The sequence below is a fragment of the Proteus mirabilis HI4320 genome (genome assembly GCF_000069965.1).
GTDB classification, from domain to species: domain Bacteria; phylum Pseudomonadota; class Gammaproteobacteria; order Enterobacterales; family Enterobacteriaceae; genus Proteus; species Proteus mirabilis.
Map to the genome: position 1 here is coordinate 788551 of NC_010554.1, position 13701 is coordinate 802251.

General features: G+C 40.0%; 10 protein-coding genes. 9 read left to right on the forward strand and 1 reads right to left on the reverse strand.

Annotation, left to right across the window (positions count from 1 at the left end; genetic code table 11):
* Positions 1 to 20: 20 nt before the first annotated feature.
* The 5 genes from msbA to kdsB all read left to right on the forward strand — a co-directional run bounded on the left by msbA (position 21) and on the right by kdsB (position 4835).
* Entirely contained in the window at positions 21 to 1766 is a 1746-nt protein-coding gene (gene msbA / locus PMI_RS03530) for a lipid A ABC transporter ATP-binding protein/permease MsbA (protein ID WP_004244589.1), read from the forward strand.
* Complete coding sequence (gene lpxK / locus PMI_RS03535; RefSeq protein ID WP_012367713.1) at positions 1763 to 2764, forward strand: tetraacyldisaccharide 4'-kinase; 1002 nt, start codon at positions 1763 to 1765, stop codon at positions 2762 to 2764. The genes msbA and lpxK overlap by 4 nt, the downstream gene beginning before the upstream one ends.
* A gap of 495 nt (positions 2765 to 3259) precedes the next feature.
* Positions 3260 to 3475, forward strand: coding sequence for a cold-shock protein (locus tag PMI_RS03540; protein ID WP_004247631.1), 216 nt, complete (start codon positions 3260 to 3262; stop codon positions 3473 to 3475).
* A gap of 414 nt (positions 3476 to 3889) precedes the next feature.
* Positions 3890 to 4069 carry a Trm112 family protein gene (locus PMI_RS03545; protein WP_004244593.1) on the forward strand — a complete coding sequence of 60 codons (180 nt, stop codon included), beginning with the start codon at positions 3890 to 3892 and terminating at the stop codon, positions 4067 to 4069.
* Positions 4070 to 4073: 4 nt separating this feature from the next.
* Positions 4074 to 4835: a 3-deoxy-manno-octulosonate cytidylyltransferase gene (gene kdsB / locus PMI_RS03550; protein WP_004244594.1), complete on the forward strand. Its 762-nt coding sequence runs from the start codon at positions 4074 to 4076 to the stop codon at positions 4833 to 4835.
* Between the two features lie 123 nt (positions 4836 to 4958).
* Here the strand turns inward: kdsB and elyC are convergent, their stop codons facing one another.
* Positions 4959 to 5789: an envelope biogenesis factor ElyC gene (gene elyC / locus PMI_RS03555; RefSeq protein WP_004244595.1), complete on the reverse strand. Its 831-nt coding sequence runs from the start codon at positions 5787 to 5789 to the stop codon at positions 4959 to 4961.
* Between the two features lie 379 nt (positions 5790 to 6168).
* On the opposite strand from elyC, the gene cmoM reads away from it, so the two are divergent.
* Genes cmoM through mukB form a run of 4 tightly spaced genes read left to right on the forward strand, consistent with a single transcriptional unit; the run spans position 6169 to position 13440 of the window.
* A complete protein-coding gene (gene cmoM / locus PMI_RS03560) occupies positions 6169 to 6942 on the forward strand; it encodes a tRNA uridine 5-oxyacetic acid(34) methyltransferase CmoM (protein ID WP_004244596.1) in 774 nt (257 codons plus the stop codon).
* A 9-nt stretch (positions 6943 to 6951) separates the two neighbouring features.
* Positions 6952 to 8274, forward strand: a complete 1323-nt coding sequence (mukF, locus tag PMI_RS03565) for a chromosome partition protein MukF (protein WP_004244597.1) — start codon at positions 6952 to 6954, stop codon at positions 8272 to 8274.
* Entirely contained in the window at positions 8255 to 8986 is a 732-nt protein-coding gene (mukE, locus tag PMI_RS03570; RefSeq protein ID WP_004247634.1) for a chromosome partition protein MukE, read from the forward strand. The genes mukF and mukE overlap by 20 nt, the downstream gene beginning before the upstream one ends.
* On the forward strand, positions 8983 to 13440 hold the full coding sequence (mukB, locus tag PMI_RS03575; protein ID WP_012367715.1) for a chromosome partition protein MukB: 4458 nt from the start codon (positions 8983 to 8985) through the stop codon (positions 13438 to 13440). The genes mukE and mukB overlap by 4 nt, the downstream gene beginning before the upstream one ends.
* Positions 13441 to 13701 lie beyond the last annotated feature (261 nt).

Sequence of the window (13701 nt, forward strand, 5' to 3'; positions counted from 1 at the left end):
TTAAAAGTTTGGTAATATATATGAATGATATAGACCTATCAACGTGGCAAACATTCCGACGCTTATGGCCGATGATTCGGATCTTTAAAGCGGGGTTGTTTGCTGCAGCAGGCGCATTAATCATAAATGCGGGTGTTGACGCATTTATGATCTCTTTATTGAAACCTCTGCTTGATGAAGGCTTCGGTAAAGCAAGTAATGATGTATTAAAATGGATGCCTTTAGCCGTTATTGGCCTGATAGTTCTGCGTGGTATATCTAACTTTATTTCTAGTTACTGCCTTTCTTGGGTATCAGGAAAAGTCGTGATGAATATGCGCCGTCGGCTGTTTTCTCATATTATGGGAATGCCGGTGAGCTTTTTTGATCAGCAATCTACAGGTACGTTATTATCACGTATTACCTATGATTCAGAACAGGTCGCTTCATCTTCATCAGGGGCTTTGATCACTGTTGTCCGTGAAGGGGCTTATATCATCGGCTTATTTGGCTTGATGTTCTACTATAGCTGGCAGTTATCACTTATCTTGATTGTGATCGCACCTATTGTGGCGGTGGTGATCAGAATGGTATCAACACGCTTTAGAACCATCAGTAAGCGTATCCAAAATAGTATGGGGCAGGTGACAACAAGTGCTGAACAAATGCTTAAAGGCCATAAAGAAGTCTTAATTTTTAATGGTCAAGAAGTTGAGAATAAGCGCTTTAATCATGTTAGTAACCATATTCGCCGCCAAGGTATGCGTATGGTGGTGGCATCTTCTATATCAGATCCCATTATCCAGCTTATTGCTTCTTTTGCTTTAGCCTTTGTTTTATATGCAGCCAGTTTTCCTGAGATTATGGATACCCTGACAGCAGGGACAATTACGGTGGTCTTCTCTTCAATGGTTGCTTTAATGCGCCCATTAAAATCATTAACTAACGTTAATGCTCAATTCCAACGAGGCATGGCTGCTTGCCAAACATTATTTGCTATCCTTGATATGGAACAAGAGAAAGATACTGGCACCCTTGAGCTGAAAAAACCAACAGGTGATATTGAGTTCCGTAATGTCACTTTCCAATATATCACCAAAGATACACCTGCTTTGAAAAATCTGTCCTTCACTATTCCTGAAGGGAAAACAGTGGCACTAGTAGGGCGTTCAGGCTCAGGTAAATCTACTATTGCAAACCTCCTCACTCGTTTTTATGACGTTAACGAAGGGGAGATTTTGATCAATGGTCACGATATTCGTGATTACACATTAAGATCACTACGTAATCAGGTTGCGTTAGTTTCACAAAATGTACATCTGTTTAATGAAACGGTAGCAAACAATATTGTGTATGCTTGTGAAGACCAATATACCCGTGAGGATATCGAGAAAGCGGCTAAAATGGCCCATGCTATGGACTTTATCCAAAAATTAGATAATGGTCTCGATACTGAAATTGGTGAAAATGGCGTGTTGTTATCAGGTGGTCAGCGTCAACGTATTGCCATTGCAAGGGCACTATTGCGTGATGCGCCTATTCTTATCTTAGATGAGGCAACTTCAGCATTAGATACTGAGTCAGAGCGGGCAATTCAAGCCGCACTTGATGAACTGCAAAAAAATAGAACATCATTAGTGATTGCTCACCGTCTATCAACCATTGAAAAAGCAGATGAAATTTTAGTGATTGAAGATGGGGAAATTGTTGAACGTGGTGCTCATCTTGATTTAATTGAGCGAAAAGGCGTTTATGCTCAGCTACACAGGATGCAATTTGGCAAATGATTGAGCGGATTTGGTCTGGTAAATCGTGGTGTTACCTTCTTTTATTGCCTTTTTCATGGCTCTATGGGGCGATCAGCCTTTTTAGGCGTTTTGCCTATAAACAAGGCTGGTTATCCTCATGGAAATCCCCCGTACCTGTTGTTGTGGTAGGTAACTTAACGGCGGGAGGTAATGGTAAAACACCAGTGGTGATTTGGCTTGTTGAGCAATTAAAAGCACAAGGCTTTAAACCTGCGGTTGTTTCTCGTGGTTATGGCGGGAAATCAGACCAATATCCTTTATTATTGTCGCCAGAAACACAGCCGGCCGTCGCAGGAGATGAACCGGTTTTAATTTATCATCGCACTGGCGTACCTGTTGCCGTTGCACCTTCTCGCAGTGATGCAGTCAAAGCGCTATTAGCGCAATATGATCTTGATATTATTATTACTGATGATGGATTACAGCATTATGCCCTACAGCGAGATTATGAAATCGTCGTTATTGATGGACAACGGCGTTTTGGTAATGGCTGGTGGTTGCCCGCAGGGCCGATGAGAGAGCGCGCTCATCGTCTTGATTCTGTTAATGCGGTTATTGTCAATGGTGGTGATTGTCAAGCGAATGAAATAGCGATGAGTTTAGAGGGAGAAATCGCGGTAAATCTAAAGACAGGTGAGAAAAAAGCCATTACTGAGTTGGGTAATGCAGTTGCTATGGCAGGGATTGGTCATCCTCCTCGTTTCTTTAATTCCTTGCAAGATAAAGGGGTTAAGTTAATTGCGACTAAAGCCTTTAATGATCATAGTGAATATACCCTACAAGAGTTACAAATACTGACGCCTCACCAAGAGCCGCTGATTATGACAGAAAAAGACGCAGTTAAATGCCAGCATTTTGCGCAAAACAACTGGTGGTATTTGCCTGTCAGTGCGGTATTGGAAGATCTATCTGTGCTAAATCAAGTCAGCCAATTAGTGACAACGCGAAAAAAACTTGTATATGATCTGAAACAATGATATTTATAATGGAAATCAGGATAGCGTTACATAAAGATTACCTACCCACTAATCGCATACCGCTTTTGTCGTAGTTCAATTTAACTCGCTAATACCCTATCTACTCAAAAGCCTTGTGTGGAGAGTTTTTAGATCTTTATTGTAGAGTTAATATTGTTATGCTGTGGATATTATTCATGCTTGATAGTTAAAATGCTTTCGAATAGAAATTACTTTAACATTTATATCAAGCAAGTTTATTGATAGGTACAGGCTACAATATAGAATATGTCATATATTTGTCATGAATATTTTGTAGTTTAGTGTCTGTTCAATAAATAGTTATCTAATTTAGCTATCACGATTTTGAACATTTATATTGAATAATAAAATGCACTACTTAAATTAATGTGTTCAGAATTTAATGGGGTTTTATATAAGAAGACTTAATAAAAAGTAGAATGCATGTGTATAGAAGATAAAAACTATACAAAGAACAAAAGGAGTTTATCTATCATGACATTACAATTAAGAATGGGTCGCGTAAAATGGTTTGACAATAATAAAGGATATGGTCTTATTGTTGCAAAAGATCTTGAACAAGATATTTACGTCAATAAAAAAGCGATTGCCAATACAAAAAATAAAGCACTAACCGAAGGCCAAGACGTTGAGTTTTCTGTTATCAAAACAGCAGCAGGTCTAGAAGCCGCTGATGTTATCGGGTTCTAAATAGTCGACACCTATAATAAATGGGTAAGACCATGTTTTAACCTATTGATTTAATTAAAATCTATCATTACGTTGATGCAAAAAGGATAAAATAAGACGTTATCACTGATTGCTCAAGGTAATATAAAATGGTTGCCACGTTAATTAGAATGCAATAAAGATAATAAAAAGGTTAAATTATTATCAATAAAAGCGGAATGTAATTCTTTATTAATGATGTTGCAGACAAAACGATAAAAGGCCACATTATTGTGGCTTTTTTGTTGCTTATAGTGAAAAAGAAAATAGTAAATTTATTAATAGAGAAAATATTTAGCGAATAATTACCAAACCCGCGGTGTAGAGTATTAACGCTGATCCTTCCTTATGATATCCTTTTATCCTATAACATGATTAACCCTTGTGAGGGACAAAATGGATCACCGCTTACTCGAAATTATTGCTTGCCCAGTTTGCCATGGCAAACTTATCTTTGATAAAGAAAATTCAGAGCTTATCTGCAAAATTGATCATCTCGCTTATCCTGTTCGTGACAATATTCCGGTTCTACTAGAGAATGAAGCCAGAGAGTTGTCATTAGAAGAGGAAAAATAACCTAATGTTTACGGTCATTATCCCAGGTCGATATGCGTCGACTCGGTTACCCGGTAAGCCACTTGCTGATATTCATGGCAAACCGATGATTGTTCGTGTTATGGAACAAGCAAAGCGTTCAGGTGCTAAACGTGTCATTGTTGCAACTGATAACTTAGATGTGGTTCGCGCTGTTGAACAAGCGGGTGGAGAAGCGTGTATGACCCGTGAAGACCACCACTCAGGTACAGAGCGTTTAGCTGAGGTTATCGAAAAATATCAATTCGCAGATGATGAGATAATCGTTAATGTACAAGGCGATGAACCACTCATTCCACCCGCAATTATTACGCAAGTGGCAGAAAATTTAGCTAATTGTGGTGCAGGTATGGCAACTCTTGCTGTGCCTATCGTCGACTCAAAAGAAGCCTTTAATCCTAACGCTGTAAAAGTGGTTATGGATGCGAAAGGTTTTGCACTTTACTTTTCTCGAGCCACTATTCCTTGGGAAAGAGATCGTTTTAATCTCTCTCATGATGAAATAGGCGAGCATTACTTACGTCATATCGGTATTTACGCTTATCGTGCAGGCTTTATTCGTCGTTATATTACTTGGGAGCCAAGCCCATTGGAGTCTATCGAAATGTTAGAGCAGCTGCGTGTATTGTGGTATGGCGAGAAAATCCATGTAGCAAAAGCGCTTGAAGTACCGGGTGTCGGGGTTGATACTCAAGATGACTTAATTGCCGCGAGAGCCGCTTTTCGGGCACTAAACCAAGAGTTCTAATATTTGCAGTATATTGCAAATTAATGTTTAACGGCACTGGTATTCAGTGCCGTTGTTGTTTTCTACCATCGATAAAAAAGAGGATTGATTATTTTTTTACCTAATGATCTCATTCTTCATACGCTATTTTATGCCATTGTCAGCTTCATTTTTATTCTCAACAACCGCCTCTATATTAGATGATTCGCTAGGCTTTATGGTTTGCCAAATCGAGCCGATAAATTCATACCATGCTCGCTCACTATGCTGAAAATAATACGCGGAAGGGGTATATTTTTCCCAAGGATGCAGAGGGGTAGTAATGGCTAGCTGATTAGCAGGTGCAACAATAGGGTGCATACCTCTAGCTAAAAAGAAACGTTCTGCCCGCGCTAAATGGTTTGCTGAGGTCACCAATAAAAAAGGTTGTTTACCGATAAGTTTATCCACTTCATACGCTTCTTCTTCGGTATCTTTAGGTTGAGAAAGGGCGATCGTTTTTTCTGCTGGAACACCTAATGATTGTGCAACTTGTGCAGCCACTTCGGCGCTACTTATTTTATTGACGCCGGCACCACCGGTAAAAATTAAGCTGGCATTAGGATAACGATAATAAAGCCTTACGCCTTCAGCAACACGAAATAAGCTATTATTTAGCAGGTTAGCACTAGGTGCCCATTCAGGGTTATAAGTAAAACCGCCCCCTAAAACGACAATGTAGTTAACATCTTGTGGTGAGTTTTCGCGTAATTCATAACGTGCTTGATACGCTTTTTCACTCGGCATCAATAGAGTATCTGCGACAGGTTGCATGCCTAACAGCGTAAGTAACACAATCACGATAGTGAGTACGCTTTTTCCTGTTTTTTGCCAACGAGTAAACCACAGTAAAATAAGCGCAAAAAAAGCAATTATTAATAACAGCGGTAGTGGCATGATTAGGCTACCAAGATATTTTTTGAGCAAAAACAGCATAAATCTTCCTAAGTTGAGTGAAATGTCAGCAACTGAGAGTAAAAATCTAGTGAGAACTAGGGGATTGATAAAGCATTGTGTCAAAATAGCGTATAAGTATAGTTTTTACTAAATGCTAACGAATAGAAATACTCACTAATTTAGAAATTGTAAAACGATAAACGTTTGAGCGTTAATTTTTTCATTAATAAGCGTTATATTTATACTGCGCTTTGCGAATAATCTGATTCATGGCTTATTTTGTGATTGAAAACAGCCAGTATCATCGAACACTGGTAAAATTGTTGTCTTTGTTTACCTTCAGTACAGTGTCTCATATTTTTGAATTTATCAGAATGCAAAGAGCGCAAGTAACAAGTTGTTATCATGAGGCGTTTTAATGTCAGACCGTAATTTTGACGATATTGCTGATAAATTCTCTCGCAATATCTATGGCACAACAAAAGGAAAAATCCGCCAAGCGGTGATTTGGGATGATTTACAACAATTATTAACTCAACTCCCTGATCGTCCGTTGCGTATTTTAGATGCGGGGGGTGGTGAAGGTTATTTTTCCAGACAACTGGCAAAATTAGGGCACCAGATAATTTTATGTGATCTATCACAAGAGATGCTTAACCGCGCACAAGAAGCGGCTATTGATGAAGGTGTTGTCAATCAAATGACGTTTATTTGTTGTGCAGCACAAGAGATAAACCAGCATCTAGATGATGGTGTTGACTTAATTCTATTCCATGCCGTATTAGAGTGGATCACAGATCAGAAAAACGCCATAAATGTACTTACCGATATGCTACTTCCTAATGGTATCCTATCGTTAATGTTTTACAATGCGAATGGCATTGTCATGAGAAATGCTATTTTGGGAAATTTCCATTTGGCAAATCCGGAAATACCACGCAGAAGAAAACGCTCATTATCCCCACAAAATCCGCTACAACCTGAGGATGTTTATCAATGGTTAGCGTCATTTTCAATGACGATTTTAGGAAAAACGGGAGTGCGTGTTTTTCATGACTATTTGCAAAGTCGTCAGTTGCAAAATAAAGATTTTCCAGCGTTGCTTGCCTTAGAGCAACGCTATTGTCGGCAAGAGCCCTATATCAGTCTGGGGCGTTACATTCATGTCATGGCACAAAAGTGTGTAAATTAAGGATGTACTATGAGTGATTTTACCCAGACCGTTCCTGAGTTAGTGTCTTGGGCGAGAAAAAATGATTTCTCTATTTCACTGCCACCGGAAAGGTTAGCTTTTTTGATGGCAGTTGCTGTATTAAACAGCGAACGCCTTGATGGCGAGATGAGTGAAGGGGAGTTGATTGATGCCTTTCGAGAGGTGTGTAAAGGCTTTGATCAACCCGCAGAATCAATACAAGTTCGTGCTAATAATGCCATTAATGATATGGTCAAGCAGCGGCTTTTTAACCGTTTTACCAGTGAACTGGTAGAAGGTAATGCGATATATCGTTTAACGCCATTAGGTATTGGCATCAGTGATTACTACATTCGTCAACGTGAGTTTTCATCACTACGCTTGTCGATGCAGCTGTCAATTGTGGCAAGTGAGTTAGATTCAGCGGCAAGTGCCGCAGAAGAAGGTGGTGATGCATACCATTGGCATCGTAATGTTTTTGCACCGTTAAAATATTCGGTGGCTGAGATATTCGATAGCATCGATTTATCTCAACGCATTATGGATGAACAGCAAAATATCGTTAAAGAAGATATTGCTGCACTATTAAACCAAGATTGGCAAGCTGCCATTTCAAACTGTGAACAATTACTATCTGAAACCTCTGGGACATTAAGAGAGTTACAAGACACACTGGAAGCGGCAGGGGACAAATTACAAGCAAATCTATTACGTATTCAAGAAGCGAATATGAGTTCAGGCCATGTCGACCAAATAGATACTTTAGTCTTTGAGTTACAAAGTAAACTTGACCGTATTATTAGTTGGGGACAGCAATCTATCGATTTATGGATAGGTTACGATAGGCATGTGCATAAATTTATTCGCACGGCGATAGATATGGATAAAAACCGTATTTTTTCACGTCGCCTACGCCAATCCGTACAAAACTATTTCGACAGCCCATGGGCATTAACTTATGCTAATGCGGATAGGCTATTTGATATGCGTGATGAGGAGCTTGTGTTGCGAGATGAAGAAGTGACCGGGGAATTGCCTGAAGAGCTGGAATATCAAATGTTCAGTGAAGTAAATGAACAAATTGCTCAATGGGTTGAACAAGAGCTGGCTGCTTATAAATTAGAACAACGAGCGTTAGATCTCAGTTCAGTATTAGTTGAGTATCTTAATCGTTATCCACAACAGAAGCATTTTGATGTGGCACGGATTGTCATTGATCAAGCGGTACGATTAGGTGTCGCGCAAGCTGAACTTGCAGGATTGCCAGCAAAATGGGCAGAAATTAACGAATATGGAGCTAAGGTACAAGCGCATGTCATCGATACATACTGAACAATTTATACCAGCTAAATTAGCACAGGCATTAGCGAATTCACTTTTTCCTGAACTGGATAGTCAGCTACGTGCAGGTCGACATATTGGTATAGACTCACTAGATAACCATGCTTTTTTGATGGACTTTCAAGATGAGTTAACAGATTTTTATGCGCGTTATAATGTCGAATTAATTCGAGCACCTGAAGGCTTTTTTTACTTACGCCCCCGTTCAACGACGCTTATTCCTCGTTCAGTGCTTTCTGAAATGGATATGTTGGTCGGCAAAATTCTTTGTTATCTCTACCTTAGCCCTGAGCGATTAGCTAATCAGGGGATCTTCACTGTGCAAGAATTATTTGATGAATTACGCACACTGGCCGATGAAAGCAAATTGTTACGCTTAGTTAATCAACGCTCGACAGGATCGGATTTAGACCTACAAAAACTGCAAGAGAAAATGAGAACGTCACTTAACCGACTACGTCGTTTAGGGATGATTTCGTTTTTACCCAATGATACGCAACGTTTTTCAATTACTGAATCGGTGTTTCGCTTTGGTGCTGATGTGCGTAGTGGTGACTCTCCTCTTGAAGCGCAAATGCGTATGATCCGCGATGGTGAAGCTATGCCACTAGAGCAAGATAGCGAGCCAAGTGATGACGATGAACAGGAAGATGAGCAATTAGAGTCCAGTGAAGATGATGATGCAGAGGAAGAAAATAAATGATTGAACGAGGAAAATTTCGCTCATTAACATTGATCAACTGGAATGGGTTTTTTGCTCGTACTTTTGATTTAGATGAATTAGTCACGACTTTATCCGGTGGTAACGGAGCGGGTAAATCCACCACCATGGCGGCTTTTATTACCGCGATGATCCCCGATCTGACTTTACTTCATTTTAGAAATACCACTGAAGCCGGTTCAACCAGTGGCTCTCGTGATAAAGGATTATATGGGAAATTACGCCCGGGAGTTTGTTACGCTGTTTTAGATGTGATTAATTCCCGCCATTTACGAGCTGTCGTTGGCGTACGCTTACAACAAGTTGCCGGACGAGATAAAAAGGTTGATATCAAACCTTTTATGATCCAAGGGCTACCTATTGCTGAAAATCCAACAGAAATTTTGACGCAAGCTGTCGATGGACGCCAAGCACGTGTTCTACCACTTAATGAATTAAAAGAAAAAGTAGAAGCGATAGAAGGCGTTGTTTTTAGACAATTTAACTCGATTACTGATTTCCACTCTGTACTCTTTGATTTAGGGGTTATTCCGAAACGTTTACGCTCAGCAAGCGATCGGGCAAAATTCTATCGTCTTATTGAAGCTTCATTATATGGCGGTATTTCAAGTGCCATCACTCGTTCTTTACGCGACTATTTATTACCTGAAAATAGCGGAGTAAGAAAAGCCTTCCAAGATATGGAAGGGGCATTACGTGAAAACCGCATGACCTTAGAAGCTATTCGGGTCACTCAATCCGATCGTGATCTGTTTAAACATTTAGTTACCGAAGCGACCTCGTATGTTGCAGCGGACTATATGCGTCATGCTAATGAAAGACGAGTACACCTTGATCAGGCTCTATCTTTACGTAAAGAGTTGTGGGATCAGCGTAAAGCGATTAACAATGAAGCTTATCGCTTTATTGAAATGGGCAAAGAGTTAGAAGAGCAACAAGCGTTATCGGCTGATTTGGAAACGGATTATCAAGCCGCCAGTGATAGACTTAATCTTGTACAAAATGCGGTACGCCAACAAGAAAAAATCGATCGCTATGTTGCGGATGTCGAAGAAATCACATTCCGTTTAGAAGAGCAAAGTGAAGTTGTTGAAGAAGCAACATCAAAAAAAGAAGAGTTGGAAGCGCGAGTTGGATCTGCGGAAGAAGAAGTTGATGAACTGAAAAGTCAATTGGCAGATTATCAACAAGCGTTAGATGTTCAACAAACCCGAGCTATTCAATATCGTCAGGCGGTACAAGCATTAGAGCGTGCGAAAGCACAATGTGGCATTGATGATTTAGATGAAACCAATGCCGAGCTATGGGCTGAACGTATTCAAGCAAAAATTCAATCCATCACGCATTCATTACTTTCTATGGAGCAGAAACTCGGTGTTTCTGATGCGGCCAAAACGCAATTTGATCAAGCCTATAAATTGATCACCTCGATTGTTGGGGAAGTTGAGCGTCAAAATGCGTGGAGTGCGGCTAAAAGCGCATTACGTGAATGGTCATCACATCGTCATCAAGCCGATCGTGTTCACCCTATTCGGATGCAATTAGCTGAATTAGAGCAACGTTTACAGCAAAGAAATAATGCTGAACGTCAACTTGCAGAGTTTAATAAACAGTATGGCAAAAATGTTGAGCCTGATGATCTATTTACTCTACAAGAAGAGCTAGAAGCAAAGATTGAAGAGCTGAGCGATTATGTTAGTGATTCTGGCGAACAGCGTATGCAAATGCGCCAAGAGCTTGATCAACTAAAACAACAAATTGAAAAATTAAGAAAACAAGCGCCAGTTTGGTTTGCTGCACAAGATGCTTTAACGCAACTGTGTGAACAAACGCATCAATCTTTTGAAACAAGCAATCAAGTTACTGAATATATGCAACAGTTACTTGAGAAAGAGCGTGAAGCCACGGTTTTGCGTGATGAAACCGCTGCTCGCAAACAGCAAATTGAAGCTCAAATTGAACGATTAAGTCAGCCTAGTGGGGCTGAAGATAGTCGATTAATTACTTTAGCAGAACGCTTTAACGGGGTTTTATTATCAGAGATTTACGATGATATCACCTTAGATGATGCACCTTATTTCTCAGCATTATATGGACCTGCGCGCCATGCGATTGTGGTACAAGATCTCAGTGCGATCGAAGAGCAGTTAGCTTCTTTAGAAGATTGCCCGGAAGATCTCTATTTTATTGAAGGTGATCCACAATCCTTTGATGATAGCGTGTTTAATGCCCAAGAGATGGAAAAAGCGGTACTTATTAAAAGTTCAGATAGGCAGTGGCGCTATTCACGTTATCCCGAAATTCCATTATTTGGCCGTGCAGCACGAGAAAACCAGCTAGAAATATTATCCCGTCAACGAGATGAGCTGTCAGAGCTGTATGCCACACAGGCCTTTGATGTGCAGAAAATTCAACGTGCACACCATGCATTTAGCCAATTTGTTGGGCAACATATTTCAGTGGCATTTGATGCCGATCCTGAAGAAGATATTCGCCAATTAAATCAACGTCGTAATGAATTAGAGCGCGAGTTATCACAATATGAAGAGGGCACTCAGCAACAACGTCAGCATTATGCGCAAGCTAAAGAGTCGCTCAATTTATTAAATAAACTCATTCCTCAAGTCAATTTATTATTGGACGAAACATTAATTGATCGTGTTGAGGAGCTACGTGAAGAGCTTTATAACGCAGAAGAGTCGATGCGTTATTTACAGCGTCATGAGAAAGCATTAACTGCGTTAGAGCCTATAGCCTCGATTTTACAAAGCGATCCACAAGAGCATGATCAATTAACACAAGATTATCAATACGCAAAAGAAGAGCAGCAACGTTATCAACAACAAGCATTTTTGCTGGTGGAAGTGGTTCAGCGTCGTCCACATTTTAGTTATAGCGATGCGGTTGAAATTGTCAGTGAAAATAACGATCTCAATGAAAAATTGCGTCGTCGTTTAGAAATGGCTGAAACAGAGCGAGCGACAGCGAGAGAGTTATATCGTCAACAGCAGGCACAATGTGATCAGTTTAATCAAGTACTAGCCTCACTAAAAAGTTCTTTTGATACTAAATCAGAACTATTAAGAGAGCTTGAGCAAGAGATGAAAGAGACTGGCTTGCAAATTGATGCGGGTGCAGAAGCGCGAGCCAAAGAGTTACGTGATCAACGTTATGCTGCGGTGAGTGCTAACCGTACGCGTATTAGCCAACTTGAGCGTGATATTGCGCTTAGTGAAGCTGAACGTGAAAATATGGCGAAGAAAATTCGCAAATTAGAACGTGATTATGGCCAAATGCGTGAACACGTCGTCAGCGCTAAAGCCAGTTGGTGTGCTGTTATGCGCTTAGTGAAAGAAAATGGTATGGAGCGCCGTTTACATCGTCGTGATTTTGCCTATCTTTCAGCGGATGAGTTACGTTCAATGTCGGATAAGGCGCTAGGTGCGTTACGTCAGGCTGTGGCGGATAATGAATATTTACGGGATGCATTACGTCGCTCTGAAGACGCAAAATACCCTGATCGTAAAGTCCAATTCTTTATTGCGGTTTACCAACATTTAAGAGAACGCATTCGACAAGATATTATCAAAACCGATGATCCGGTTGATGCTATCGAACAGATGGAAATTGAATTAGCTCGCTTAACCGAAGAGCTAACCAGTCGTGAACAAAAACTGGCGATCAGCTCTCGCAGTGTGGCAAATATTATTCGTAAAACTATCCAACGTGAACAAAATCGCATTCGCATGCTAAATCAGGGCTTACAAGCGGTTTCCTTTGGTCAGGTTCGTGGTGTACGGTTAAACGTTAATATTCGTGAAAGCCATCAAATCTTACTGGATGTATTATCGGAAGAAGAAGATAGCCAATATCAAGATCTATTTAAAAACCAAAACCTAACCTTCTCTGAAGCGATGGCAAAACTGTATCAACGCTTAAATCCACAGGCTGATTTTGGTCAGCGTATGCCACAAACGGTGGGTGAAGAGCTACTTGATTACCGTAACTATCTTGAGATGGAAGTTGAAGTTAATCGTGGGCCAGAAGGTTGGTTAAAAGCAGAAAGTGGTGCGCTATCAACAGGTGAAGCCATTGGTACAGGTATGTCTATCTTAGTGATGGTGGTTCAAAGTTGGGAAGAAGAATCACGACGCTTAAGAGGGAAAGATATTTCGCCTTGTCGTTTGCTCTTCCTTGATGAAGCGGCACGTTTAGATGCGAAATCTATCGCGACCCTGTTTGAACTGTGTGAACGACTTGATATGCAACTTATCATTGCCGCACCAGAAAATATTAGTCCAGAAAAAGGCACAACTTATAAATTAGTGCGTAAAGTCTTTAATGGAAGCGAGCATGTTCATGTGGTCGGATTAAAAGGCTTTGGGCAACAAAGTGAAAAAGATAAACATTTATCCGAAAATATTGCAGATAGTTGATGAAGGATCATGATGAGTAAGTGAATAACCTTATAATATAACTTATTGTTTTCATTATTTTATATTTTGGTTATTCATGAGTGTTAATGGCATTTAGTATTTTTATCACCGTTATTAGTACAAATCAGTGTACAAATTTTATAGCGTGACCCCTCAATAAAAAGGGAAATACTAAATGCCTCTCATCAATTTATATCGATGTTAAAATAATCAATAAAAGTGGAAACAGAGGATAGCGACAGGTTTGAGTGGAACAAAAAC